Genomic DNA, 25,336 nt, shown 5'->3' with positions numbered 1-25,336 from the left:
TCCGGGATGGGGGTGAGGAGGAAAGCGCCCAACCTTACTGATCCCCGGCCAAGTGGATCAAGCGCCACTGACAGCACGAGCCTTGCCGCCAGGCAGACCGCTCCACGAACGCCACGCGAGCCAAGCCGTCAGGGCCGTAAGAGCCGTTCACCAGCAGCGCAGGTCCCAGGTGCCGGAGTAGATCGTGTCGACGGCGACCGACACCTGGTCGGCGGATTCCTGCACGGCGCTGACGCTCAGCTCGGAGAAGTGCGCGTCGGTTCGCAGGAAGGGGGCCGCCTCGTAGTACCGCTTGATCTCCTCGGGCGGGCGATCGGTGCGCAGGGTGAAGGCGAAGCCGGCCCAGCAGTCGCCGGAGTCACCGATGACGGGCTCCTGAGGTGCGGACGCGCCGAACGTCGTGCCGGGTGGCAGCGGATGGTCGAGGGCTCGATTCTCCAGGCTCGCCAGGCGGTGATCGGCGATCCACCGGGGGGCCGTCGCAGCGGCGTACATCAGGAGGAAGGGCGTGGCAGCGATGGCCACCACGATCAACGCCCGTCTCCGAGCGGATGGTCGGGAAGTCTCATCCACAGGTCGCACTCGCCGATGATCGCACGGGAGTCGGCCGGCCGCAGGCCCGCGTCGGCGCAGCAGTAGGCAATGGCCACTTACTGGTATTGGTACGGGTACGTCATCAGGATCTCCACGGCGGATTGGTCGGGCGAGACGCTGCCGCCGCCTGGGTGGGTGCCCGACCCCACGATGACGCCGTCGCGGGCGACGCTGCCCTGGTTGCCGCTCTTGGGGTTGGCGAACAACCCGCAGCAGACGGTGCCGCGCATCGCGCCCGAATTGCAGGCCAAGAGCCGCCACCGGCACCTGGACAGCCTTGGCCGCTACGTCCGCCTCGGCGAGGAAACCCCGCCCCATCGCCGCCGAGCACGACCCCGCAGCACGAGGACGGTGACGCAGCAGCTGACCAGATCAGCCCCAACAGGCATCGCGGATTCGGCGGAACACGCGGGCGCGCCTTCGACGCAACGTGCCTTCTAGGCCGGTCAACATGCCTGACGTGCCCGACAAGATCATCTAGCTCTGACTTGCGAGGATAAGCTGAGAACCATGCACCGGGTGATGGTGGTCACGATGGAGGGGGCGTGCCGACTTGCTTCTTCATGGCCAGTGACGCGGGGCCATTGCGTTCGCGGTGCTGCTGGTCGGCGAAGCGGTGAGCTTGTTCGACCCGCAGCACGGTGGGGTCGTGGCCGCCGCCGGGTGCCTCCACTTCGAGGAAGGCGCTCAGTTCGGTGATGTCCCCGCGCGTCTGATCGACCGGTGGGCCGAACGCGGGCAGCGAGGTGATCGGAGCGGAGATGATCCCAGAGCAGGTCACGGAGCCAGAGCTGCGTGATCGGCCGCGTCAACTGATCCCCCGGGCGAGCGAGCGGCCCCGGCCCGATGGCCGTCCCGGGGCCGCCTGGATCGCAAGGGTCAGCGCAGCCCGAAGGCCCTCACGATCGTCTGTGTGACGCTGTTGCCCGCCGTGTCCCGTGCCGTGGCGCGGATCGAGGCGAATCTGGCGGAGGAGGGAGCCTCCATGGTGAACAGCCAGCCGCCGTCACGGGTCCGGTGCCGCTTGCCCACCGGCTGCCAGGTGGCTCCGTCGTCGTAGGACACCTCCAAGCCGACGTCTCGCACCTGCGCCGCGCCGTCGGCGTCGCGCAGGTGCGAGGCGGTGACCTCGAGGTCGGAGCGGCGTCTGGCCGTCCCCGCCAGGTCGGTCTCGACTCCGTAGTCGAGCTGAAGCAGCGGCGGTTGTCTCGGCGTGTCGCCGGCCTCGGTGAAGCCGAAGGTCCACTCGGTGCTGGTTCGCGGCGAGTACGGCGAGACGGCGGCCTTCTGCGTGGTCGCGAGGACCAGCCGCACCGGCGACGGGCCCGGGGTGAGATCGGCCTCCACGGTGCCGCCAAGGCCTTCGGCCAGCAGTTCGTCACCCTGGTACACGCTGGCGCTCCAGCTGATCTCGCCGTCCCAGGCCAGGCCCTTGTGGTGCGGGTCGGAGTCGCCCCAGGACGGCAGGGTGAGGGCCGACAGGGTGGTGCCGATCAGTTGCGGCGGTCCCGAGCCGATGCTCTCCTGGAGCAGGCGCGGCCGGGCGACGGGCGCGAACCAGGTTGCCTCGGCCCGGCGGCCCGCCGGGTAGGTGAGGACGTCCGAGAACTCGCTGATCGGAACCATGGTGGTCATCTCCACCCACTGCTCGCCGCCGGAGACCCAGTCCGTCCGGGTGCCCTGCGCCGGGACCGGCACGGCCGCGCCGCCAAGGGCGGTGCCCGGCTGGGCGGGAGAGACGTCGTAACGCATGGCGACGCCAGCAGCGGGGCCAGTAGCGGGGCCGGTAACGGACCCGGAGCCGGGTGCCGGGTTGCGATAGGCCACGTCCACCCGGGCGAGCTCGCGCACGGATGGCCGATAGGAAAGGTTCGCCGGAATCGCGCCGTCGTAGCGGCGGACCAGGTCGTACACGTAGCCGGGGGTGGGGTGTGCCTCGACGGTGAGGTCGTCCCGGCCCCGGCCGAGCTGGGAGATCAGCTTTTCGCCCTGGTCCCGGCCGAGCGAGGCGACGGGCAGGGGCGTCTTGGGGTCCGGCACATCCTGCCAGGCGTCGAGCCGGCCGAGACCGTCGTTGACGATGAGGAGCAGCTTCGCGCCGGCCGCCGCGGCCGCGTCGGCCTGCGCCGTCGCGGGCACACCGGCGTTGTGCCGGACGACCGCGACCTTGCCGCGCACCTTGACCCGGGCGAAGTCGGCCGGGGCGCCCTGCCCGGCGAAGACCGCCTCCATCCGGGCCCGGCCCTCGGCGGGGAGGCCGGCACCGGTCTGGACGCGCAGGTCGTCGTAGTCACCGCTGCCGTCACTGTGGCCGCTGTCGCCGCGGAGAGTAAGCGGCGGTTCGATCAAACTCCAGCGGACGCCGAAGCTGAACGCGCCCTGGGTCACCTTCCCGCCGGTCGGCGTGGCCCAGAGGCTGTCGTAGGCGTCGTCGACGATGTAGTTGTCCGCGAGCCGGTACCGATCGGGATATGACCGGACGAAGTCGACGCGAACCTCGGCCTTGGCGGTCTCCTGTGGCGTGACCGCCGTGAGCTGGCGCAGGTCGGCGGCGTCCAGGGTGATCGTCTTGTCCGCGTCGTCCAGGATCGTCTCGGGGGCCACCAGGACCGCCCGGCCGAGTGACGACGGGCCGTGCACGCCGGTCACGTCGCTGTAGAGGGCGACGCTGTACGTGCCGGGCCGCACCCGCAGGTCGAGCCGGCCCGACTCGTCGATCAGGTACGACTTCGGCGCGGTGTCGCGAGTGATGTCCTTCACCACGACCTCCCCGGGCAGGCCGCCGCCGTCCCGGTCCCTGGTCCGGATGGACAGGCCGGTCCGCCGGCCCTCCTTGTTCATGCCGATCAGGGTGTGCACCGCCGGGGTACCGCCCGGCCCGGTGGCGATGATCTGGCCACTGGCGTAGGTGTCATCGTCCGCACGGGCCGGCTCGACGTTCAGCGTGACCTTGCTCGTCCCGTGCGCCGGCACGGTGACCTGGGAGGCGGACAGAGTGAAAAGGCCGGCCGGGGCGGTGGGCGCGTTGACGGCGAGGTCCAGGGTGACCGGCTCGTCCCCGGTGTTGGTGTAGGTGATCTCCCGCTCGGCCTGCTCACCCGGCGGGTACGGCCAGCGCAGCCCGGTGAAGTCGACACCGGTGGCCAGGACGGTGGCCGACACCGCGGCGGCGGCGTCGAGCCGCCCGGATCCGGCCCAGTAGGCGTCGTACCGCCGGGTGATCTTGCTGGTGCTCAGCAGGGCGTTCTTGAGCTGTCCGCCGGTCCAGTCGGGATGCGCGGCAGCCACCAGCGCGGCGGCGCCCGCCACGTGCGGGGTGGCCATCGAGGTGCCGCTCATCGTGAGGTAGGGGCCCTCGCCCTCCGCGGCGTACTGCGAGCGGGCCGCGAGAACGTCCACGCCCGGGGCGGTGATCTCCGGCTTGAGCCCGTTGTCGCCGCGCCTGGGGCCGCGGCTGGAGAAGACGGCGAGCCGGTCCAGCCCGTCCACGGCGCCCACGGTGAGCGCGGCGTCCGCCGCGCCGGGGGCCGCGACGCTCTGCATGTCGGGGCCGGAGTTGCCCGCGGCGATGGTGAACAGCGTCCCGGTCTCGGCGCTGAGCCGGTTGACCGCCTGGCTCTGCGGGTCGGTGCCGTCGGTGGGGTCGCCGCCGAGGCTCATGCTGATGATCCTGGCGTGCTGGTCGCGCGCGGCCCATTCCATGCCCGCGATGATCCAGGAGTCCTGCCCCCAGCCCTCGTCGTTGAGAACCTTGCCGACGTGCAGCCGGGCTCCCGGCGCGACACCGCGTTCCTTGCCGCCGGAGGCGGCGCCGGTGCCGGCGATCGTCGAGGCGACGTGGGTGCCGTGCCCGACGCGGTCGGTCGCGTCCTCGCCGGGAACGAAGCTCTGCGCGGCGGCCACCTGGCCGGCCAGGTCCGGATGCGCGGCGTCCACGCCGGTGTCCAGGACGGCCACCGTGACGCCGGCGCCGGTGTTGCCGCCGGACCAGACGGCGGGTGCGCCGATCTGGGCCGTGGTGTCGGCCAGCGTGGCGCGTACCTTGCCGTCCAGCCAGATCTTTGCGACGCCGGCGGTGAAGGAGGCAGTGCCGGAGGAGGCCCGCCGGCCCGCGGCCGGGGCGCCGGTGAGCGCGGCCCAGAACTTCGGCGCCTGGTCGCGCCGCTGCTCGATCGCGGCGCCGCCGACGCTGCTCAGGGTGCGGACGCGCACCGCGCCCGCGGGCACCGGCGGCGTCTTGGCGCGGGCCGCGTCCCCGCTGTAGGTGACGATCAGCGGCAGCCGGTCGGCGTGCGCGTCGTCGTAGCCGTCGGCGATGAGTTCGGTGACGTTGAAGAGCCGCTCGTCGAGTAACCCGGCGGCGACGTACGGCGCCACCTCGTCGGGATAGACGTAGGTGTCCTTGCCTAAGGTGGTTGTCCGGGCACCGGCAGGGCGCCCGTCGGGGCCCTGAACGGTGGTGGTGACGAGACCGCCGGCGTCGCTGACGGTGACCTTGTCGCCGTTGATCAGGGTGACAGTGCGGGGGCCGCCGGACGCGGCGGGCACAGCGGCGGGCACGGTGTCCGGTCCGGTGGGGGGTGCGCCGCCGGCGGCCGCTCCGGGAGCGGCGGCGGCGGGGCCGGCCGTGGTGAGCGCCGTGGCGAGCAGTGCTCCGACCGCCAGCGCCCGCCGGCGGAAGGGATTTACGGTCAAGACTTATATCTCCGATCAGTAGGGACTTAACGACCGGATCGTCTCAGTGGTTGATAACGGCAACGGATCATGAACGGCATCATTTGCAGCGTTGGCGCCAGAAATCGTCGGAAACGCGGATGGCAAGGCGTTGCGGGCGTTTCCCACCCGTACGGAAACCATGCTGGACATCATCGGCCCGCCGGCGGCCGAGAGCGGGGCGACCGCGGAGGAGTTCGAGAGCCGGATGGCGGCCTCCGTCTCCATCGGCCGGCTCGTGCGGCCCGAAGAGGTCGCGGTGGTGGTCGCCTTCCTCACCAGTCCGCTCAGCGTCGCCACCAACGGCGACGCCGGGTGATCGTGGGCGGTGGCGCGAAGGGCGCCATTCATTACTGATCGCCGCGCGGCCGAGCACACCGGCGCGGCCCCGCCGGGCCTCTGCCCTTAGCGAGCGGCCCCGTGTCGCGACGGCGGGGGCTGGTGCGGCAGCCGGTTCAGGGCAGCAGACGCATGCGCAGGACCAGGCACGTTCCCTGGCGCGGAGGGTCCTCCACGGTCAGCGAACCCTGGTGGGCCTGGCAGCCACCGTGACAAGGGGCGCCGCTGGCGGACGACCTGGCTGGGGCCGTTCGACGGCGACCATGCCGCGGAGGCGAGCAGGGAGCTGGCCGAGGGTGCCTGGCGGGTCCGGTTCGGATACTCGGCGGCGGGCGTCGAGGGCCACGAGGTGACGCTGGCCCCCACCGGGCGGGTCCGCTTCGACCGGCGGGAGGGGCGCGGCTTCGTACAGGTGGAGACGGCCGAGGTGCGCGGCGACGCGCTGGCGCGGCTGCTGCCCCGCGCGGCCATCGCCGACCGGCTCACTCTCACCGAACGGTTCCTGGTGTTAGGCGGGGATCTGCGCACGTACAAGATCCACTTAGGCGGCGCGAACGTCCTCATGGAACCTGACGGCGCCTACCTGTGCGTCGTCCCGGCCCGTAGGCGCGATGCCCGGATCACCGCCGAGAGCATCCTCCGCCAGGTCCGGGTGCAGGGCTGTGTCCGGGGTCTTGGCCGCTCGGGTTTGCGCTGCCTCGCGCGCCGGAGCCTGGCCTGCGCTCCGTACTTTCTGGTCCGCGTTGACGGTCCCGCAGCTCGCCGCGACACGCGAGGTGGTGCCCGGGGCGCTCCGACGTCGCTCGCGCCGGAGCGCCCCGGGGTCCGAGCGGGGGAGGTGTGTTCTAGCGGACAGTGGCATTGGCGGCCTGCTCGATCAGGCGCGTGACCGTGTCGGGCCGGGAGACGGACACCGCGTGGGAGGCGTCGACCTCGACGGCGTGCGAGCGGGCGCGCCTGGCCATGAAGCGCTGCGCGGCCGCCGGGATGTTCCTGTCCCGCGTCGTGATCAGCGTCCAGGACGGGATGGTCTTCCACGCCGCCTTGGTGGCCTTCTCCTCCAGCGCGGCGGCGGTGACGGGGCGCTGGGCGGCGGCCATGACCTTGGTGATCGTGGCGGGGACGTCGGCCGCGAACTGCCGGCGGAACTTGTCCTGGTCGATGTAGAGGTCGGTGCCGGAGGTTCCGTCCGGCAGGGTGAAGGGCACGGGCTCGAGCGTCTCGGACAGCGTGCTGCCGGGGAACCTGGCGGCCAGGTCCGCGGCGCTCTCACCGGTGTCCGGCGCGAAGGCCGCAATGTAGACGAGTGCCTTGACCTGGTCGTCCCCGTCGGCGGCGGTGCTGATGACCGATCCGCCGTAGGAGTGACCGACCAGCACCACCGGACCTCGCACGCTGTCCACCAGGCCGCGCAGGTGGGCGGCGTCACTGGCCGGGCTGCGCAGCGGGTTGGCCGCGGCGATCACGGGATACCCGTCATGCCGCAGCCGCTTGACGACACCCGTCCAGCTCGAGGCGTCGGCGAAGGCGCCGTGTTCCAGGATGACGGTGGGCATGGCGCGTTCGGCCGCGGCCGCGTCCGCCGCCGGGGTGCCGGTCAGGCCGACGGTCGCCAGGGTGACGATCGCGAGGCCGGCGCCGGCCAGGGTCGTACGGATCCAGGAGGGGCTGGTCTCAGGGGTTGAGGTCGCAATCATGCCTCCTAAGACCAGCCAGGTGTCCGGTATGTGACAACTTGGGGGAGAATTGGGGATCTGCTGTCCCGGATGGATCGGCTGCCAGGGACGCCCTCCGGGTTCGGGGCGGCGGCTCCTCCGGTAGCGCTGCCGCCCGGTACGGGACAGCAGGTCCCCGGCTACCGGCGGGCCGGCCGGGTGGTCACTCCAGGGCCACCCAGTCGATGTTCGCGACGCCCGCGCCCCCGCTCGCCACCAGGAACAGGTCGTGCACACCGCTCGTGCCGGCGATGCCGACGCTCTGCGTGGCGAACCGGGTCCACCCGCCGGTCGAGGCCGTCGTGAGGGTGCCGATCACCGGACCGGCCGGGCCGTCGATCCGTACCTCGAAGCTCTGGCCCGCGTACGCGGGGTCGACCCCGACCGAGGCGGAGAACGACGTGCGCCCCATGCCGAAGTCGACCGACCGGAACGTCAGGCTGTCGCCGCCGTCGAAGCTCCCGGCGAACTTCCCCGTCCCGCCCGCGGCCACGCTGGTGCCGGAGCCGGCGTCCGCGTGCTCGGCCTCCAGCTTGGCCGGGGTGCGGGTGAAGGAGATGGTGTCGATGTCGCCGACGCCCGGTCCCGTGCCCAGGGCGATGAGGTACACGTCATGGGTGCCGCTGGTCGGGGTGATCGGCGTGTACTGGGGCACGAAGCGGTCCCAGCCGCCGGTCGCCGAGACCGTCGCGGTGCCGATGACGGGGCCGGTGGGCGAGTCGATGCGGATCTCGAAGCGCTGGTTGGCGTACTGCACCTCGGTCGCGAGGGTCGCCGCGAACATGGTGCGCCCGTTGCCGAAGGCGACGTTCGCGTAGCGCAGCCAGTCGCCGCCGTCGAAGCTGCCGACGACCGTGCCGGTCCCGCCGGAGCGGGTGTTCGTGCCGGATGAGGCCGCGGCCGACTCCGCCTGGATGGTCGCGCCGACGGAGCGTACGCCGGCGGTCCACTTCGTCGCGCCGTACTGGTAGGCGCCGATCGTGGGGGTCGCGTCGGTCGAGCCGTCCGTCCAGGGCGGCAGCACCGCGCCGGCGTTGCGGGCGGGGGAGCCGGAGGTGACGGTGAAGTCGAGCCCGGCGGCGTTCGTGAACTGCGGGTCGGTCGAACTCGGCAGGTTGTTGGAGACCGTGACCCCCGGCATGGTGTCGACGATGCCGATGTTGTTCTTCACCTCGGAGGTGGAGTAGGTGCCGCCGAACAGGCTGACCGCCTTGGGGTCGGTGCCGCTGGTGTTGCCGTAGATCTTGTTGCCCGAGGTCGTGCCGCCGTTCGGGTTGATCAGGACGACGCCGTACGTGGTGCGGTTCCAGGCGACGTTGTCGGCGACCGTGGCGTTGTAGGTCTCCAGGTCGAGGTAGACGCCGGGCGCCGGCCCGTCCTGGGCCACGCCCGGGGCCGCGTCGTGCAGCAGGTTGTGGTCGATGATCGTGTTCGCCAGGTTCACCCGGCAGCACACGTAGATCGCCCCGACGTCGTTGACGAGCTTGCCGTAGTCGCCGAAGTCGTTGTACCGGATCAGGTGGCCGGAGGAGACGGTGCCGGCGACCTTGTTGTCGATGTTGAGGTTGCTGCGCCCGCTGCCCCAGGCCGTGTTGTGGCTGATGAGGTGGTCGCTGCCGAGCACGTTGATGCTGGCCGCGTAGCTGCCCATGTAGTCGGCGTTCGTGATGCGGTTGTTGGTCACCGTGTTGCCGGTGCCCGCCACCAGCACGCCGTTGCCGGCGCTCCAGTCGATCGTGCTGTTGCGCAGCACGTTGGCGGTGCCGCGCAGCTGGATGCCGCTGGTGGTCTCGCCGGCGGTGAGCACGTCGCACGGGTCGGCGGGGGTGACCTTGGCCGGGTCGACGACGAGGTCGCTGTAGGCGGAGACGTAGCGGGCGGTGATCCCGTCGAGCGTCACGTGGTGGGTCGAGGACGAGGTCTGGACGGTGGAGCCCTTGATGCCGATGCCGAGCACGGTCGTGTACGAACGGCCGGACAGGTCGAAGGCGAGCTCGCGCTGCTTGACCTCGACGGTGTGGGCGGACGGGGCGGCCCCGTCGGGGGTCCAGAGGTAGAGGTGGCCGTCGGCGGCGCGGTGGTGCCACTCGCCCGCCTTGCCGAGCAGCGCGAGCTTGCCGCTCAGCGAGTACAGGTTGCGCTGGTTGGGGCTGAGCCCCACGCAGGCCGGCAGGCTGCTCGCGGTCACCGACCCGACCGCCGAGCTGGTCACGGTGCCGGACTCGCTGACGAACCAGTTGTGCGAGGTGAGGCGGGCGCCGACCCACCAGCCGGCCGGCTGGGTGAGCGCCGCGTCGGAGAGCGAGGTCTGGGTGCCGGACTGCGCGGAGGCGAGCACCGGCTCGGCCGGGTTGTTGCCCGGGTGCGGCCAGGCCGCCTCGGGCTGCATCGCCCCGTCGACGAACACCTGCTGCCCGGGCAGGGCGCCGTTGACGGTGACCGGGGCCCGGTAGATCCGGCCGGCCCCGACCGCCGCGGCGAACTCCGACCCGGTGAGGGTGGGGTCGGCCTCCTGGAGCGCGGCCAGCTGGGCTCCGGTGACCTGGGACCAGCCGGTCACCGGGTCGCTGCCGTCGACGATCACCGCCGCGCCCGGGGCGGCGGTGTAGGTGATGCGGTTCGCCGCCGTGCCGTCGGCGACCGGCTTGACGGTCTCGCGGTACGTCCCGGAGGCGATCTGGCAGGTGTCACCGGCGGTCATGACCGTGCCGCATCGCTGGATGGTGCGGAACGGGGAGCCGGAGGTTCCCGGGTTGGAGTCGGAGCCGGAGGTGCTCACGTAGTACGTGGTGCCTCCCGCGGCTGCGGCGGGGGGTGTGCTGGTGAGGGTGCCACCGAGTAACGCGGCGGCGGTGGTCGTGGCGAGTGCGGCGGCACGGGCCGCGACGATCCGACGGGCCATCCAAGATCCAATCACTAATCGATTATCGAGAAGTTAGTGACCAGGGTCGTGCCGCGTCAATGGGGACAATCGACTATCGCTAGCCTAGGCAGCACCATCGGAACGCAAGGAAAGGCGCCATGACCGACACCGGCATCAACCGGGGACTGCTCTCGGACCAGGTGTACGACCTGATTCTCACCTCCATCCTCGACGGCACGCGCGCCCCCGGATCCCGCGTCGTGGAGTCCGAGATCGCCCGGCAGCTCAGCATCAGCCAGGCGCCTGTCCGTGAAGCGGTCAAGCGGCTGGTGCACGCGGGGCTCGTCGTCTCGGTGCCCCGCCACGGCAGCTACGTGACCGAGATCTCGCCCGAGGAGTTCGCGATCGCGCGGCAGATGCGCGCCTCGATCGAGGCGGCGGGTGCCCGCCTCGCCGTCACGGCCGCGACCGCCACCGACCTCGCCCGGCTGCGCGCGATCGTCGCGCGCATGGAGAAGGTGGTCGCCTCGGGGGACTGGGCGGCCTTCCGCAAGCTCGACGTCGAGTTCCACCGCAGCGTGATCGCCTCCACCGGCGTCTCCGTGCTCGCCCGGCTCTGGGACACGCTCGAACCCATGCTCATCAGCCAGCGCGCGATCGGCGACCCCTCCTACCTCGGCGACCGGGCCCAGGTCGTCCGCTGGCACGCCGACCTCATCGACGCCCTGGTCAGCGGCGATCCGGAGGTGGCCGCGGTGGCCTTCGCGGCGCACGCGGCGGGCGACCTCGGGACCGACCGGTCGTCGTCCTAGGCTTGCCAGACAGATGGACCACGGTCTACTGTGCCACTCGCCTATCGATAGGCGATTGTCTTAGCAAGGGAAAATCATGCGATACAGCATGCGCGGCGTCGCGATCCTGCTCGGCTCGGCGATGGCGGCCGGACTCCTGACCGGATGCGCGAGCGGTGGCGCCGAGGAGGGCGGAGGCGAGCTCCGCATCCTCGCCAACATCACCCCGGTCCTGACCAAGCAGTACTACGAGAAACTCGTCCAGCCCTGGGTCGCCCAGAACAAGGGGGTGAAGGTCACCATCGAGGTGCCGAGCGCGGAGGACGTCCAGGCGACCCTCCAGCAGGAGCTCGCCTCGGGCGACGTGCCCGACATCGTCGCCAGCAACCTCGACCCGGTGGTGGCGCCGCAGCTGCTCGCCTTCCCGGAGGACGACTGGGTGCTCGACACCCCGCTCGTCCAGGAGAACAAGGTCGGCGGCAAGATCTGGCAGGTCGCCACCGGCGCGCAGATCCAGTCGCTCGTCTTCTACAACAAGAAGGCCTTCGCCGACGCCGGCATCGACGGGCCGCCGGCCAGCCTGGAGGAGTTCACCCAGGACCTGAAGGCGCTCAAGAAGGCCGGCTACCTCCCGCTGCAGACGGCGGGGGAGTGGGTCACCGGAGCGCAGTTCGCCATGCTGGCCAACCCGCAGCTCCTCGGGTCCGGCGACTTCTACGCCCAGCGCAACGCCGGCACGGCCACCTTCGCGGCGAGCCCGTACAAGAACTACCTCGACGCCTACGCCGGCTGGATCGCCGACGGGCTTGTGGACCGGGACGCGCTGGGCCTGAAGTACCAGGACTCGATCGACGGGTTCACCTCCGGCAAGGCCGCCACGTACGTGATCGGCAACTGGATCGTGCCCTCCATCGACGAGGCCGCTCCCTCGTTCGACGTGGGCGTCTTCGCGGCGCCGTCGCTCGACGGCCGGCCGGCCGGGCAGCTCGGCGGGCCCGCGCAGCCGTACTCGATCCTGCAGGCCTCGAAGCACCAGGATCTCGCGCTGAGCCTGGTCAAGTACCTGGTCAGCGACAAGGCGGCGGTCGCCGCGTCGCTCGCCTCGGAGGGCAACTTCCGCCAGGGGCACCCGTACAAGGGCAGCCCGCTCAACCAGCAGGTCGCGGCGATCCACGACGCCGCGCCCCGACTGGTGCTCGGCACCTCCGGCCCCACGATCCCCGGCGGGTTCGGCGACGAGCTCAACAAGCAGGTCCAGGCTCTCTACGTCGGCACCGCACCGGCGAAGGCGGCGGCCGCGCTGGACTCGTGGTGGGATCTGAATGCCGGCTAGCAGCACTCGGGCCGGTGCCGCCGGGGCGGCGCCGGCCACCCGCCGCGTCCGGGGCGCCCGCCTCGACCTGCTCACCGACGCCGTCATGATCGCGCCGGCGCTCGCGCTGGTCACGCTGTTCGTGCTCGTCCCGATCGCGATCGCGGTCTACCTCAGCCTCACGAACTGGGACGGCTTCACGATCCCGCCGTCGTGGGTCGGCACCCGCAACTACGAGCGGCTCGTGCAGGACCCCGAGGTGCTGCGGGCCGCCGGCTTCACCGCGGTGATCGCCGTCGTGGGCACGATCGCCTGCAACGCGCTGGGCCTGGGCATCGCCGTGCTCCTCAACCGCAGCAACCGCGTCACCACGGTCATGCGCGTGCTGGTCTTCTCGCCGTACGTGATCGGGCCGGTCATCCTCGGCTTCCTCTGGGCGTCGATCCTCGGCAGCAACGGCGCGGTCAACGCGCTGCTGACCGGCTTCGGCGTCGAGCGGCTGCCCTTCCTGGCCGACCCCGTATGGGCCACCGCCACCACCGTCGTGGTGATCATCTGGGCCAGCTTCGGGGTCAACGTCGTGCTCTACCTCGCCGGCCTGCAGACCATCGACGCCTCGCTCCTGGAGGCGGCGGTCATCGACGGGGCCGGCCCCTGGCAGACGTTCTGGCGGGTCAAGCTCCCCGTGCTCGCGCCGACCGTCACGCTCAACGTCGTGCTCGCGGCGATCGGGCTGCTCCGGGTCTACGAGCTCGTCCTCGCGCTCACCGCCGGCGGGCCCGCCGGGGCCACCCAGACGTCGGTGTTCACCATCCTCACGACCTCCTTCAGCCGCTCGCAGCTCGGCTACGGCGCGGCCCAGTCGGTCGTGCTGATGATCGCGATCATCGCGATGACGGTCGTCGTCACCCAGCTCCGCCGGCGCGGCGAGCAGGCGGTGGCCGCATGACCGCCCGCCTGCTCCGCGGCGTGGTGCTCGTCGTGCTCGCCGCCGTGATGGCCGCTCCGCTCTACCTGCTCGCGACCAACGCGTTCAAGAGCCAGGACGACATCGTCGGCTCGCCGTTCGGCGTGCCCGCCGACGGGTTCACGCTCGACAACATCGTGCGGGCCGCGACCTCCGCCGACTTCAACGTGCTCGGCGCGTACGGCACGACCGCGCTCCTCGTCGCGGCCGTCAACGTGCTGTCCATCCTGGTCACCGGGCCGGCCGCGTACGCGATCGCCCGCGGGACCCGGCGCGGCCACCGCCTGGTGCTGCTCGTGCTGCTGATGGGCCTGTTCATCCCGAGCCAGGCGATCGTCATCCCGGTGATCTACGTGCTGCGGACCATCGGCCTCATGGGCACCGTGCCCGGGCTCGTCCTGTTCCAGACGGCGCTGACGATCCCCACGACGGTGTTCCTGTTCACCGCGTTCGTGCAGAGCATCCCGCGCGAGCTGGACAAGGCCGCCCGGATCGACGGCGCGAGCCGGATGGGCACGTTCTGGCGCATCATCTTCCCGCTGATGCGCCCGGCCGTCGCGACCGCCGTCGTGCTCAACTCCGTGAGCGTCTGGTCCGACTTCGTGAACCCGCGGATCATCCTGGGACCCGGATCCGGCGTCTACACGGTGACCACCGGGGTGTTCGCGGCGGTCAGCAAGTACTCGACCGACTTCACCATCGTCTACTCGAACATGCTGCTCGCGGTCGCACCCGCGCTCGTGTTCTACGTGCTGCTGCAAAAGCGCATCATCGGCGGCCTCACCTCGGGAGCGGTCAAGGGATGATCAGGATTTCCGCCACCGTGCCCCTGCGCGAGCTGCCCCGCTGGGCGGTCCTGGAGCGCGAGCTGCTCGCCCGCCTCGACCGCGCCTGGCGCGAGTTCGAGCGGCGCTTCTGCGAGCCCGACGGCCGCCTGCGCTACCGGGGCCGGATGTACGGCCGCGACGGCGTCGACGACTTCTACGAGCCGTTCTTCAACTGGCCCGTGCTGTACCGCCTCGGCGGGTCCGGCGACCTGCTGGAGGCGGCCAAGCACCACTGGGAGGGCGTGACCCGGCAGCTCACCGAGTTCGGCTTCGTCCGGGAGGAGTACGAGCTCGGCTACGACTGGTTCCACCAGGGCGAGTCGCTGCCGTTCTTCCTGTCGATCTGCGCCGCGGACCCCGGCGACGCCGCCTTCCGGGCGCGGGCGCGCCGCTTCGCCGAGCTCTACCTGCCCGGCGCCGGCAACTACGACCCGCTCACCCGTACGATCGTCGCCCCGCACACCGGCTCCGGCGGCCCGCGCTGGGGCGTCGGCGAGGACTGGGAGGAGTACCGCGCCGACCAGCCCGGCATGGAGATCTACGGCCTGCCGCTGCTCGACGTCCCCGGCGTCCGCGACTGGGAGGACCTGCGCGACCCGGCCGCGGCCCGCGCCATGGGGCAGGCGATGCAGGAGCGGATGGGGCGCGGCGACACCGCCGTCAACCTCGCCGCGACCACCCTCGCGGTCAACGCCTGGCTCTACGACCACGACCCGCGCCTCGAAGCATGGGTGCTCGAGTACGTGGACGCCTGGCGTGAGCGCGCGGCCGCGAACGGCGGCGTGCTGCCCGACAACGTCGGCCCCGGCGGCACCGTCGGCGAGCTGCACGGCGGCGCCTGGTACGGCGGCCACTACGGCTGGACCTGGCCGCACGGCCTGCACTCGATCGCGCCCGCCGCCACGGTCGCCGCGCTCAACACCGTGGTGCTCACCGGCACGCTCGACCGGCTCGACCTCGTCGGCGGCACCCTCGACGCCGTGATGGCGCAGGGCGAGGTCGCCGACCGCATCGCCACCCGCGGCAGCCTCGGCCCCGGCTGGGCCGAGCGGCTCGGCGCCGGCGAGAGCACCCGCGAGCTGCTCGTGCCCTACCGGCACGGCCCCCGGGGCTGGTTCGACCGGCACCCGGTGCCGCTCGCGCCCGTGCTCTGGCTCGCGTGGGCGCGCGGCGACATCGCCCACGACCCGCGCATCGAACGGCTGCGGGCCGCCTCCGACTCCGACTGGGAGGCGGTGCGCTGGTTCCACGACAAGGAGGAGCAGGGCCACGAGGCGCCCTGGATCGGCTACCTCGCCGGACGCAACCCGGACTACCCGGAACGCGCATTGGAGCTGGCCCTCGCCCAGGTCCTGCGGCGGATGGCGCTGATCGCGCAGGCCCCCGGCGAACCGGCGGACGGCGACATCCACTTCTGGCAGCGGCTCAACCCCGTCGTGACGGAGGTGCTGAGCCAGCTCGTGACCGGCGCGCCACCGGCCGTCTACTACGGCGGCCTCGCGCTCGCCCGCGTCCTGGTCGGCGACGGGGCGCGCGGCCGCCCCGGCCTGCCGCCCGGCGTCGCGGCCCTGGTCAGGGCGGTCGAGGAACGCCGCGTCGCGCTCGACCTCGTCAACCTCGGTGACGACGACCAGCTCGCCGTCGTCCAGGCCGGCGCCTTCGGCGAGGACGAGATCGTCAGCGCCGGCCACGACACCGCCGAGCCCGGCTACCCCGGCGACGACCGCCGATACGACATCCCGCCCGCCCCGGCCACGCGCCACCGCGTCGCCGTCGGCGCCTCGCGGATCGAGGTGCTGCTGCCCGCGCGCACGCGGATCGCCCTCGACCTCGAGATCACCCGGCGCGTCCACCGCGCCTCCCACCAGGACTTCGTCCGCACCGCTCAGGAGAACCACGCATGAACACCGCCCCCGAGTCGCCGTCGGCCGTCTGGCCCCTGCCCGTCCGCGGTGAGCCCTTCGACCGGGCCGACCCCGACATCCTGCGCCGCATGAAGGCGGTCAGCGCCGCCACGGCCTGCGCCAAGCTCAACGGCATGGGCATCACCCGCACCGCCGTCCAGGGTCCCGCCCCGCTCGAACGCGGCAGGAGCGTCGTCGGCTCCGCCCTGACGCTGCAGTTCATGCCGCAGCGCGAGGACGTCGCGAGCGGCCTGGGCCAGGAGTACGTCGAGCGCGACACCGCCCTGTGGGCCGTACTCGAGACCGTGCAGGAGGGCGACGTGCTCGTCGTCCAGGCCTACGGCAGCTCGTTCACCGGCTGCTTCGGCGACATGCTCGTCCGCTACTTCAAGCGTCGCGGCGGCGCCGGGATCGTCGTCGACGGGCGCATCCGCGACTCCGGGCGCGTGCGCGAGCTCGGGGTGCCGATCTGGTGCACCGGCACGACGCCGCACTACGCCTCCCAGACCGACCTGTTCCCCTGGGCGTACGACGTCCCGGTCGCCGCCGGCGGCGTGCTCTGCCTGCCCGGCGACGTCGTGGTCGCCGACGACGACGGCGCGGTGATCGTGCCCTCGGGCAAGGCGCTCGAGCTCGTGCAGTCGGCCGAGGACCACGAGAACTGGGAGGAGTTCAGCCGGATGCGGCTCGAACAAGGGGCCCGGCTGTCCGACTACTACCCGCTCAGCCCGGACAGCCGCGCCGAGTACGAGGCGTGGCGCGACGCCGGTCGCCTGCCGCTCCTCTGACGCCACGGGCCCGATCACTGGACCGGATCACGTCGCCTCGATCTCGCGCCCGTCGGGCAGCAGGAACGGGCCGGTGTAGTCCCAGTCGGTCGAGCTTGCGAGCACGGTGGCCCCGCGGGCCGGCCCGCCCCTGACCCCGGTCTCGACCGATCCGACCGCCGGCCCGACCCGCGAGGCCGTAGCAGGCGGGGGTGCCGATCGTGTACGGCAGGAGGTTCGGGCCGATGGCGTCGACGACCGTCCGCCGCCAGAGCGGTGGTGATGTCGGTGTGGCCGGCGAAGGGTCGGCGAGAAGTTGCCCGGTGTCGAGGCTGCGCACCCAGACGTTGCGATCGTCGCCGCCGGACAACGAAGGACGACGACGTGTCCGTCCAGCGCCCGGCCGCGGGGATCGGCGCGGGTGGCGGGCCGGTGAACCGCGCCCTGACTCGCCGCGTTTACCGTAGTCTGACCCTGATCCAAGCCGGTGCGCGCGGGAGATGTCGTCATGCTGTCAGGAGCGAGTGACCGACCTCATGCGAGCCCTCCGGAGGAGGAGCCGGACCTGGGCACGTTGCTGCGCACCTGGCGTGATCGCGCCCTGCTGACCCAGGCGCAGCTGGCGGAGCGGGCGGGTGTCAACGTCCGCACCGTCCGCCGGTTGGAGACGGGTGAGTTGCGCCGGCCGCGCCACGCGTCGGTACGGCTGCTGGCCGAGGCTCTGGGCCTGGGGGCCGAGGAGCTGTGGCTGCTGAAGCGCGCCGCGGGCGGAGCCGAACAGCCCCCGCCCCTGCTGCGTCCGACGCCGCGGCAGTTGCCCGCCGACGTGGAGTTCGTCGGCCGGGCGCGGGAGCTGGCCCTGCTGGACGAGGCCGGCGGCGCGTCCACGGTGGTGATCACCGCCATCGACGGCATGGCGGGGGTCGGCAAGACCGCGCTGGCCGTGCACGCCGCGCACCGGCTGGCCGCCCGCTTCCCGGACGGCGACCTGTTCGTCGACCTGCACGGTTACACCCAGGGCATGGCCCCGGCCGACCCGGCCGACACCCTGGCCCGGGTGCTGGACGTGCTGGGCGTCGCCGGAGAGTCGATCCCCCAGCACGTCGACGACCGGGCCGCGCTCTACCGGAGCGTGCTGGCCGGCCGGAAGATGCTGATCCTGCTGGACAACGCCGCCGACGAGGCCCAGGTGCGGCCGCTGCTGCCGGGCGCGGGAGGCTGCCTGGTGCTGGTGACGAGCCGGCGGCGGCTGGTCGAGCTGAATGACGTGCGTACGGTGTCGGTGGACGTGCTGCCTGCCGAGGACGCGATCGCGCTGTTCGCCGGCACCGCGGGGCCGGAACGGGTCGCGGACGCCCCCCGCGAGGCGCTGGCCGAGGTGGTGCATCGGTGCGGGCTGCTGCCGCTGGCGATCCGGCTGGCCGCGGCCCGGCTGAAGGCGCATCCGACCTGGACCGTGGCACACCTGCTGGGACGCCTGGAGGAGCACGAGCGCCGGCTGAGCGAGTTGCGGGCCGGGCAGCGCAGCGTCGTCGCCGCGCTCGACCTGTCCTACCGGGAGCTCACCGCCGCCGAGCGACGCCCGTACCGGCTGCTGGGGCTGCACGCCGGGGTGGACATCCCGCCCGACGCGGCCGCCGCGCTGTTGGCCACCAGCGTCGAGGACGCCTCTGCGCTGCTGGATCGGCTGCTGGAGGTGCATGTCATGCAGGAGCCGGTGCCCGGCCGCTACCGCTTCCACGACCTGATCCGCACGCACGCCGCCGAGGTGGCCGCGCAGGAGGAGCCGGAGGCCGATCGGCGCGCCGCGCTGAACCGGCTGCTGGACCACTACGCCCAGGGCGCGTCGGCGGCGATGGACCGCCTCTACCCCTACGAGGCCGACACGCGCCCGCTCCCGCCCTCGGGCACCGTGTCCATGGCCGATGCGGCGCAGGCCACCGCCTGGCTGGACGCGGAGCTGGTCAACCTGCTCTCCCTGGCCCAGCACGCCGCCGAGCAGGGCTTCCCCGAGCACCTCCAGCACCTGTCGGTCACCCTGCACCGGTGCCTGCGCACCCGTGGCCGCTACGCCGAGGCCGAGACGCTGCACGCGCGGGCGCTGGCCGCCGCGCGCGCCGCCGACGACCGTACGAGCGAGATGGAGGCGCTGCTCGGGCTGGGCGAGATCCGCTACAAGCAGAGCCGGTACACCATCACCATGGAGGACACCTCGCGTGCCCTCGACATCGGCCGCGCCATCGGCAACCGCTCCGGCCAGTTGCGCGCCCTGAACACCCTGGGCCTGCTCCGCGCGATCCACGGGCAGTACAAGCAGTCGGCCGAGGACTTCACGCAGGCGCGGGACCTCGCCCAGCAGATCGGGCAGCGGACCGGCGAGCTGGACGCGTTGATCGGCTTGGGCCACATCCACCGGATGACGGGACGGCCCGAGCCGGCCGGCGACAACCTGGTGCGGGCGCTCGACATCGCCAGGACGATCGGCCACCGTACCGGTGAGATGCGCGCCCTGCTCGGGCTCGGGCACATCCACCTCGGCCGGGGCGAGCACGTGCCCGCCACCGAACACTTCACGCGGGCCCTGGACCTGGCGCGCGCCACGCACCATCGGCTCGGCGAGCTCGACAGCGTCACCGCGCTCGGCGATCTGCACCGCATGCAGAAGCGTCACCAGCAGGCCCGCGACTGCTACCAGCAGGCACTCGACCTCGCCCGCGAGATCGGCAACCGCAACTGGCAGTTCGAGGCCGTGCACGGCATGGGCCGGCTGCAGCACGCCTGCGGGCAGGACGACCAGGCGCTCGACAGCCACGACCAGGCCCGGCAGCTCGCCTCGGACCTCGATCAACCGGGCGACGAGGCCCGCGCCCACGACGGCCTCGCGCACGCCTACGCCGCACTCGGCCAGTACGAACAGGCCCGCCACCACTGGTCCCGGACGCTGACCATCCTGAGCGACCTCGGCACCGACCAAGGCGACGAAGGGGGCGTGGACGTCGAGACCATCCGCGCCCACCTGGCCCGGCTCGGACCCGCATCTACTGAATCTTGAAGGAGAATTGCTGCGGCGTCGCCCGTCGGCTCGCCTGATCGCCGGGGTGGCCGGACCAAGCTTGCCATGACGATTCCTCGCCGCCCTTGCCCCGACCATCGTCTTCGCGCACCCGGCTCCCGCGTACGCCTGCGCGACACCCGAGAAGGCCCGCCTGTTGCGGCTGTTGCGAAAGCCGGCCCGGGCCAGGCTCGGGTCGAACCGGCGCGGCAGGGTGAAGGCCGCCATCCGCCATCGCGAAGCTGAAGGCCCCGCGATTTGCTTGCGGGTCCAGGTCCCGGCAAACCACAGGTCAGAGCCTCGTGGCTGCGTTTGCGACGCGGTACAGGCGGGGCCCGGATCCCGGGAGCAGGCGCGGGGCCCCGCAGTGCTGTCTGTCAGGCGCTCACCCGGATACGGTCGGAGATCTTCCGCAGTCTGCCTACCGTGTGCCGCTGGTGTCGAACCGACTGTCAGCAGGAGACGCGCAGGTGGTTGGACTCCTTGAACGCCGGGCTGCCGCCGATCGTCCGGCCCACGTGGATGGTGCGATAGGTGTGGGTTCCCGTGCCCGAGCAGTTGTAACGGACGTAGGCGTCGTAGCCGCGTCCCGTGACCGTCGTGTTGGCGAGGTCCTGCCAGCCGTACCAGCGGCTGCGTTGGATGACCAGCGTGGAGGTGCCGCTCGTGCCGCAGTCCTGTGACTGGCTGCCGAACCCGACGATGGTGCTGCCGCTCTTGGTGGTGGGGCCGAGGTGCAACTCGCATGCGAGCGCTGCGGCCGCCTGAGTGGAGGCGGCGGCCTGGGCAGGGGCCGCCGCCAACGCGACCAGTGGAGTCGCCAGGGCTGCGGCGAGGACAGTGGACAGAACGCTGGTGGCGCTGCTCTTTCGCATGGTTTCTCCATCGAGGTCTAGGGACACGTTCCGGGGCGGGGGCCTTTGCCTGGAGGGTGGTGTCGTCCAACGCTTTACCGGTCTTTCCGCGCGGAAACAGGGTGACGCGGGTCCGTGAGGGCGCCCCGGCGATCAACGCGTAGTCGGTGTACTGCATACTGGATCCCATGCCTAAGAAGATCATGGGCCGTCGTACAGTACTGCTCGCCGCTGGACTGGTCGCCGGACAGGTCCTGTTAGACGGCGGGGCGGCGCACAGCCTCGCACGACCCTCCGCGCGCCGGCCCGCCACCCCGGACGAGGCGTGGGCGAAGCTGCGCGAGGGCAACCGGCGCTGGGCCGCCGACGCCTCCACCCACCCCCACCAGGACCTCGGCCGGCGCGCGGAGGTCGCCCAGAAGCAGGAACCGTACGCGGTGGTCGTCTCCTGCATCGACTCCCGCGTCCCCCCGGAGATCGTCTTCGACACGGGGATCGGCGACATCCTCACCGTACGCAGCGCCGCCCAGACCATCGACCCCCTCATCGCCGGCGCCATCGAGTACGGCCCCGCCGAACTGGACACACCCCTGATCATGGTGCTCGGCCACCAGCGCTGCGGCGCGGTCACCGCCGCCGCCCACGCCCTCAAGACGGGCACGAAGCTTCCCGGCCACCTGCACCGCATCGTCACCGACCTGCGACCGGCCTATGAGCAAGCCCGCGGGGACGTGGACAGGATGATCCGGATCAACACCACCAATGTCGTGGCCGAACTCAAGGCCGACAAGCTGCTCGCCCCGCGCATCGCCGACCGGAATCTCAAGATCGTGGGCGGGTATTACTCGCTCGACACCGGCAAGGTCACCCGGCTGGTGTGACCGCTTCGCGACGTGGCCGGGGCTGGCGTGTATCAGGTCCCGGCTACGTCGGAAGGGTCCAGGTCGGATGATTGCGCGAACGCGCGGACTATCTCGCTCAGCATGCACGGCTGATGGAGGGCGCCGAGCGGGCACGCCTGGCCGAGGAACGGGCCCGGGAGCTCTTCCCCGAAGCGCACGCCCGTTTCCAGGGCGCCTTGAAGGCGTTGCCCGCCGAGCAGGCCGGCCCGTTCGCCGCATCGCTGGTCGAGCTGGTCGCCCTGCAGGCGCGCCGGTTCTGGGGGTAGACCACGTACGGGAGAAAGGGACAGTGGGCTGCTGAACTGCTAGTCAGAGGGGGCGTTTCTCGGATGATGTGACCCTCCGCTGGGATTGATTGCGTTTTTGGTGAACAAGGCATCTGCTGGAGTTGATCGTCGCTACGGTTTCCGGCGTCTGGACGCTGGGATCGAGGCGAGGGACGGCCTTGGGATGACGTGGATCGAGCGAACCGCCTGTCCGCAGTTCAAGCGGCTGACGTCTGCGCGGGTGCCGCACGTGTTCTTCACTGGAGACGGACGCGAGGAACAGGTCGTACCCGGTCACCGAGGCTCGCACCCGCCCCGTGAACTGCGCGGCCCGCACGTATTCGTCGGTCGTGGCAATGAGGGTGTCACAGGGGAGGGTGAGCGGATTGTCTGGCACCTGTGCTCTGGCCGCGGCCATGAGTGGTTTCGGCAGCCCGCTGAAGGCGCTGAAGTAGTCCTCCATCGCCCGCAACCATTGCCGCAACGCCTCGCACTCGTCGCCGAGTTGCGCGATGTCCGCCTGGCGGGCCACCAGTTCCTCCGAGCGCGGTTGCAGCACGGCCGCCAGCAGCGCCTCCCGGGTGGGGAAGTGCCGGTACAGCGTGCCGGGCCCGAGGCCGGCCTCCATGGCCACTGCCTCCAAAGAGGTGCCGACCCCGTACGTCAGGAAGTGCCGCTGCGCCGCTTCGAGCAGGGCCGCGCGGTTGCGCTGGACGTCCGCGCGGGGCGATCCGCCACCACGGTGAGGCGATTGCCAGGGCTCGGGGACTTACGGCACGTGGACGCGATCATCGCAGCAGGCTTCACCCTCGACGCCCAGCAGGCCGAGGCCGACGCCCTCAGGGAGGTAGACCAGCCAGAATTCGCAGCCGGGCCGGAGTGGAGGCATTCTCGCCCTCGGCGATGAAGGCACTCAGCAACGCGGCTGTATTAATCTACAATGTAAAGGCGGCAGCATAGATTTTATTATCTTTTCGTAAGGACCCGAGGGGAACGGGCTTCGCCCGTGCAGACCGTCGAAGACGGATTCTGTGGTTTGACGGGCCGACAATGCCGCCGATCTCCTTGGCGCGCTGTACGGCGTCGTGTCGGCCTTTCCGCTCACGGTTTCCTTGTCGAGCGGCACCTGCAGATCCGCTGGTGGGGGAGCGGCTGCCCCGGCTCACTCCACGCTTACCCTGGCATCCCTCGGCGCCGCGTTGGGGATGTGCGGTGGTGGCGTCCGGCGATGAGGGGTTGTGGCAGGACGAAGGTGGCGGGGGTGGCGGCGCGTCGGGCTGGCCGGTGTAGCTCGGCGGCCTACGTTGGCGGGATGGGAGAGGAGCGGCTGGTGGAGGTCGTCACCGTTGAGGATGACAACCTGGTCTTCCTTCTGGGCCGCCCGGCGACGTTCACCTGGACACGCCGCGGTGGACGGGCACGCTTCTACTGGGTGGAGGAGGTGCTGGGGCGTGGGTGAGGACACGGCAGTGGTGGCGGGAGGATCTGCCGTTCGAGGCTCGGCTCGATATGTGGCGTTATCGGGGGCAGGCCGTGTTCGGAGCAGGGTTCGGGGGGTGCTGGTGTTGTCGTTGGACGTCGCAGGGCGGCGATGGTTGCTGCAGGGGTTCGAGGGCGGCTGACCGCTGGGCTGGAAGTGGAGTCGGTTGCGGTGTGGCTATCTGGCCATGGATTGGTGCGCGTGGATCCGCATGGCCCTCGCCGTCGCGATGATCTGTCGGCAACGTGTCAACCGCTGATCATTCTGTCGGCCATGACGAGGGCTCGGCGATGAGGTGTGCGCGGCGAAGCCGGCCAGGATACGGTCGGGCGCGTGGATAGGCGTGGTGGGCGAATCGCATCACGTACATGAGCGGTCATGGTGGCGCGGCGACCAGGAACACTCCTCGCTGGGGAGGTGCGCGACTCCGGCACGTTATCCGGTACATCGCACCGGGCATCGCGCGGCGGCCGGCATGAGCGCCGCGCCGAAGGTAACCGCCCTGCGCGGCGGGCACGTCACGCTCGCCGCGGCCGCCGACGCCTTCCTGGCCACCCCCCGCACCGCCAACCCCAACACCCACCGCGCCTACGCCTCGGCCATCGACCGCACCATCGAGCGGCTCGGCCGCGACCGGCCGCTCGCCGACGTCACCGACGCCGAGATCGGCGCCGTGTTCGCCGAGCTGTGGGGTATCAGCGCGCCGGCGACCTGGAACCGCAACCGCGCCGCCGTCACCTCCTGGCTGGCCTGGTGCCGCGCCAAGAAGCACTGGGCCGTACCGTCGGTCCCGGCTGAGGCCGAACGCCGTAAGGAGAGCGCTGACGAGACCCGCGCGGTCGCCAAGACCACCATCCATCGGCTGCTGTCCCTGCCGCGACATCCCGCTCCGGGAGAAGACCCTGTGGCGGATGCTGTACGAAACGGCCGCCCGGGCCGCCGAGATCCTCGCGCTGAACGTCGAAGACCTCGACCTGGAGCACCGCCGCGCCCCTGTCCGCTCCAAGGGCGACGCCACCGAGTGGGTGTACTGGGACAGCGGCACCGCCCACCTGCTACCCCGCCTCCTCCGGCTCCCCGACGGCAACACGCGCACGCACGGCCCGCTGTTCCTGTCCGAACGCCGCCCGGTCCCGGCCCGCCGCCCCGCGGCCGCCGACATCTGCCCGCACACCGGCCGCGCCCGCCTGGGCTACGACCGCGACCCGCCTCCTACGGGACAAGTACGCCGGGCTCGACCTGCACCAACTGCGCCACAGCGCCGCCACCCACCTCGGCGAAGCCGAAGTCCCGCTGCAGCTCATCATGGGCAAGACCCGCCACAAGAACCCCCGCACCGCCATGCGCGACGTCAAACCCGGTGCCGAAGCCATCGCCAAGGTCACCGAGGTCCTGGCACCCCGCCGCCGTACCCGCTGATCAGGAACTTCTCCGAGTGGGAGGGGACGCTGCCCCTGTCTCTCGTACTCGGTCTGGCCCCGATCATGAACAGGCTGCTGGCCGGGAAGGTCCGGCCGGGTTCGCGCGGACGTTCACCAGCAGTCTCGACACCACGGGCCTGTCCTGGAACCAGACGTTCTCCCTCGGAATGCCCGCTGGGCACCGAGGTGCTCTCCGTACTGCTGACGCTCGCGGCGGCCCGGCACCGACATCTTCCGCGACCTCACCGCCCCCTCCGCCCCGTCGAACTTAGCCGGCGGCCGGGACATCTCGGCCGCGCCCGATGTCGGCACTCCGCTGCCCTGGGGGTGAGAGACCGGCGTCACCGAGGCGACGCCCCGCGCTTCACCCGACGGGGCCGTCAGATCGAGCGCGGCCCCTTGGTGTGAGACGCGGAAGAGGCCACCATGCCCTCGCCAGCATCCCGAGTTTCGCAGTTCGCGGGCACATAAGCCTTGATCGTTGAGCGAAAGTGCTGGTCGGCATGGTTGTGGATAACTTCCGGAGTCCCAAAGTGTGGGCACACGACCATTCGTGATTATGCTGCGGA

General features: G+C 71.5%; 20 protein-coding genes. 11 read left to right on the top strand and 9 right to left on the bottom strand.

Annotated features, from left to right (window positions below):
* Positions 1-147: 147 nt before the first annotated feature.
* From ACBJ59_RS61685 to ACBJ59_RS61670, 4 genes are all read right to left on the bottom strand, one after another.
* Positions 148-528 carry a hypothetical protein gene (locus tag ACBJ59_RS61685; RefSeq protein ID WP_375119207.1) on the bottom strand — a complete coding sequence of 127 codons (381 nt, stop codon included), beginning with the start codon at positions 526-528 and terminating at the stop codon, positions 148-150.
* Between the two features lie 122 nt (positions 529-650).
* Positions 651-824 (bottom strand): hypothetical protein, encoded by a 174-nt coding sequence (locus tag ACBJ59_RS61680; RefSeq protein ID WP_375119206.1) that lies wholly within the window; start codon positions 822-824, stop codon positions 651-653.
* Positions 825-1,123: 299 nt separating this feature from the next.
* Positions 1,124-1,375 (bottom strand): hypothetical protein, encoded by a 252-nt coding sequence (locus tag ACBJ59_RS61675; RefSeq protein ID WP_375119205.1) that lies wholly within the window; start codon positions 1,373-1,375, stop codon positions 1,124-1,126.
* A 98-nt stretch (positions 1,376-1,473) separates the two neighbouring features.
* Positions 1,474-5,289, bottom strand: a complete 3,816-nt coding sequence (locus ACBJ59_RS61670) for a S8 family serine peptidase (protein WP_375119204.1) — start codon at positions 5,287-5,289, stop codon at positions 1,474-1,476.
* A gap of 160 nt (positions 5,290-5,449) precedes the next feature.
* Here ACBJ59_RS61670 and ACBJ59_RS61665 point away from each other — a divergent pair, with 160 nt between their 5' ends.
* Positions 5,450-5,626 (top strand): hypothetical protein, encoded by a 177-nt coding sequence (locus ACBJ59_RS61665; RefSeq protein ID WP_375119203.1) that lies wholly within the window; start codon positions 5,450-5,452, stop codon positions 5,624-5,626.
* Between the two features lie 865 nt (positions 5,627-6,491).
* Here ACBJ59_RS61665 and ACBJ59_RS61660 read toward each other — a convergent pair.
* Both ACBJ59_RS61660 and ACBJ59_RS61655 read right to left on the bottom strand, forming a co-directional pair.
* Positions 6,492-7,343, bottom strand: coding sequence for an alpha/beta fold hydrolase (locus ACBJ59_RS61660; RefSeq protein ID WP_375119202.1), 852 nt, complete (start codon positions 7,341-7,343; stop codon positions 6,492-6,494).
* A gap of 181 nt (positions 7,344-7,524) precedes the next feature.
* Complete coding sequence (locus ACBJ59_RS61655) at positions 7,525-10,263, bottom strand: carbohydrate-binding protein (RefSeq protein ID WP_375119201.1); 2,739 nt, start codon at positions 10,261-10,263, stop codon at positions 7,525-7,527.
* Between the two features lie 119 nt (positions 10,264-10,382).
* Here ACBJ59_RS61655 and ACBJ59_RS61650 point away from each other — a divergent pair, with 119 nt between their 5' ends.
* The 7 genes from ACBJ59_RS61650 to ACBJ59_RS61620 all read left to right on the top strand — a co-directional run bounded on the left by ACBJ59_RS61650 (position 10,383) and on the right by ACBJ59_RS61620 (position 19,844).
* Positions 10,383-11,036 carry a GntR family transcriptional regulator gene (locus ACBJ59_RS61650; RefSeq protein WP_375119200.1) on the top strand — a complete coding sequence of 218 codons (654 nt, stop codon included), beginning with the start codon at positions 10,383-10,385 and terminating at the stop codon, positions 11,034-11,036.
* A gap of 76 nt (positions 11,037-11,112) precedes the next feature.
* Positions 11,113-12,348 carry an ABC transporter substrate-binding protein gene (locus ACBJ59_RS61645; RefSeq protein ID WP_375119199.1) on the top strand — a complete coding sequence of 412 codons (1,236 nt, stop codon included), beginning with the start codon at positions 11,113-11,115 and terminating at the stop codon, positions 12,346-12,348.
* The gene (locus ACBJ59_RS61640) at positions 12,338-13,276 is read left to right on the top strand and encodes a carbohydrate ABC transporter permease (protein ID WP_375119198.1); all 939 of its coding nucleotides are present in this window, start codon (positions 12,338-12,340) and stop codon (positions 13,274-13,276) included. Before ACBJ59_RS61645 ends, ACBJ59_RS61640 begins: the two co-directional genes overlap by 11 nt.
* On the top strand, positions 13,273-14,100 hold the full coding sequence (locus tag ACBJ59_RS61635) for a carbohydrate ABC transporter permease (protein ID WP_364120953.1): 828 nt from the start codon (positions 13,273-13,275) through the stop codon (positions 14,098-14,100). The genes ACBJ59_RS61640 and ACBJ59_RS61635 overlap by 4 nt, the downstream gene beginning before the upstream one ends.
* Entirely contained in the window at positions 14,097-16,025 is a 1,929-nt protein-coding gene (locus tag ACBJ59_RS61630) for a hypothetical protein (protein WP_375119197.1), read from the top strand. The genes ACBJ59_RS61635 and ACBJ59_RS61630 overlap by 4 nt, the downstream gene beginning before the upstream one ends.
* On the top strand, positions 16,022-16,813 hold the full coding sequence (locus tag ACBJ59_RS61625) for a hypothetical protein (RefSeq protein WP_375119196.1): 792 nt from the start codon (positions 16,022-16,024) through the stop codon (positions 16,811-16,813). The genes ACBJ59_RS61630 and ACBJ59_RS61625 overlap by 4 nt, the downstream gene beginning before the upstream one ends.
* 487 nt (positions 16,814-17,300) lie before the next feature.
* Positions 17,301-19,844, top strand: coding sequence for a tetratricopeptide repeat protein (locus ACBJ59_RS61620; RefSeq protein WP_375119195.1), 2,544 nt, complete (start codon positions 17,301-17,303; stop codon positions 19,842-19,844).
* 452 nt (positions 19,845-20,296) lie between these two features.
* Here the strand turns inward: ACBJ59_RS61620 and ACBJ59_RS61615 are convergent, their stop codons facing one another.
* Positions 20,297-20,719: a hypothetical protein gene (locus ACBJ59_RS61615; RefSeq protein WP_375119194.1), complete on the bottom strand. Its 423-nt coding sequence runs from the start codon at positions 20,717-20,719 to the stop codon at positions 20,297-20,299.
* Positions 20,720-20,886: 167 nt separating this feature from the next.
* Between ACBJ59_RS61615 and ACBJ59_RS61610 the strand changes: the two genes are divergently transcribed.
* Complete coding sequence (locus tag ACBJ59_RS61610; RefSeq protein WP_375119193.1) at positions 20,887-21,579, top strand: carbonic anhydrase; 693 nt, start codon at positions 20,887-20,889, stop codon at positions 21,577-21,579.
* A 71-nt stretch (positions 21,580-21,650) separates the two neighbouring features.
* Positions 21,651-21,866 (top strand): hypothetical protein, encoded by a 216-nt coding sequence (locus tag ACBJ59_RS61605; RefSeq protein ID WP_375119192.1) that lies wholly within the window; start codon positions 21,651-21,653, stop codon positions 21,864-21,866.
* Between the two features lie 43 nt (positions 21,867-21,909).
* Here ACBJ59_RS61605 and ACBJ59_RS61600 read toward each other — a convergent pair whose 3' ends face one another.
* A complete protein-coding gene (locus ACBJ59_RS61600; RefSeq protein ID WP_375119220.1) occupies positions 21,910-22,560 on the bottom strand; it encodes a TetR/AcrR family transcriptional regulator in 651 nt (216 codons plus the stop codon).
* A gap of 618 nt (positions 22,561-23,178) precedes the next feature.
* On the opposite strand from ACBJ59_RS61600, the gene ACBJ59_RS61595 reads away from it, so the two are divergent.
* The gene (locus tag ACBJ59_RS61595; protein ID WP_375119191.1) at positions 23,179-23,325 is read left to right on the top strand and encodes a hypothetical protein; all 147 of its coding nucleotides are present in this window, start codon (positions 23,179-23,181) and stop codon (positions 23,323-23,325) included.
* A 609-nt stretch (positions 23,326-23,934) separates the two neighbouring features.
* On the opposite strand, the gene ACBJ59_RS61590 is transcribed toward ACBJ59_RS61595, so the two are convergent.
* Positions 23,935-24,111 carry a hypothetical protein gene (locus tag ACBJ59_RS61590; RefSeq protein WP_375119190.1) on the bottom strand — a complete coding sequence of 59 codons (177 nt, stop codon included), beginning with the start codon at positions 24,109-24,111 and terminating at the stop codon, positions 23,935-23,937.
* Positions 24,112-25,336 lie beyond the last annotated feature (1,225 nt).

Origin of the sequence: Nonomuraea sp. MTCD27 (assembly GCF_041950495.1) — a bacterium.
Classification (GTDB): Bacteria; Actinomycetota; Actinomycetes; order Streptosporangiales; family Streptosporangiaceae; genus Nonomuraea.
This window is presented reverse-complemented; position numbering and strand designations above follow the sequence as displayed.

Excerpts from the sequence above, each read along its gene's own strand:
- ACBJ59_RS61680 (WP_375119206.1), bottom strand. The coding sequence starts at position 824 with ATGCGCGGCACCGTCTGCTGCGGGTTGTTCGCCAACCCCAAGAGCGGC.
- ACBJ59_RS61665 (WP_375119203.1), top strand. The coding sequence starts at position 5,450 with ATGCTGGACATCATCGGCCCGCCGGCGGCCGAGAGCGGGGCGACCGCG.
- ACBJ59_RS61660 (WP_375119202.1), bottom strand. The coding sequence starts at position 7,343 with ATGATTGCGACCTCAACCCCTGAGACCAGCCCCTCCTGGATCCGTACG.
- ACBJ59_RS61655 (WP_375119201.1), bottom strand. The coding sequence starts at position 10,263 with ATGGCCCGTCGGATCGTCGCGGCCCGTGCCGCCGCACTCGCCACGACC.
- ACBJ59_RS61650 (WP_375119200.1), top strand. The coding sequence starts at position 10,383 with ATGACCGACACCGGCATCAACCGGGGACTGCTCTCGGACCAGGTGTAC.
- ACBJ59_RS61645 (WP_375119199.1), top strand. The coding sequence starts at position 11,113 with ATGCGATACAGCATGCGCGGCGTCGCGATCCTGCTCGGCTCGGCGATG.
- ACBJ59_RS61640 (WP_375119198.1), top strand. The coding sequence starts at position 12,338 with ATGCCGGCTAGCAGCACTCGGGCCGGTGCCGCCGGGGCGGCGCCGGCC.
- ACBJ59_RS61635 (WP_364120953.1), top strand. The coding sequence starts at position 13,273 with ATGACCGCCCGCCTGCTCCGCGGCGTGGTGCTCGTCGTGCTCGCCGCC.
- ACBJ59_RS61630 (WP_375119197.1), top strand. The coding sequence starts at position 14,097 with ATGATCAGGATTTCCGCCACCGTGCCCCTGCGCGAGCTGCCCCGCTGG.
- ACBJ59_RS61625 (WP_375119196.1), top strand. The coding sequence starts at position 16,022 with ATGAACACCGCCCCCGAGTCGCCGTCGGCCGTCTGGCCCCTGCCCGTC.
- ACBJ59_RS61620 (WP_375119195.1), top strand. The coding sequence starts at position 17,301 with ATGCTGTCAGGAGCGAGTGACCGACCTCATGCGAGCCCTCCGGAGGAG.
- ACBJ59_RS61615 (WP_375119194.1), bottom strand. The coding sequence starts at position 20,719 with ATGCGAAAGAGCAGCGCCACCAGCGTTCTGTCCACTGTCCTCGCCGCA.
- ACBJ59_RS61610 (WP_375119193.1), top strand. The coding sequence starts at position 20,887 with ATGCCTAAGAAGATCATGGGCCGTCGTACAGTACTGCTCGCCGCTGGA.
- ACBJ59_RS61595 (WP_375119191.1), top strand. The coding sequence starts at position 23,179 with ATGGGAGAGGAGCGGCTGGTGGAGGTCGTCACCGTTGAGGATGACAAC.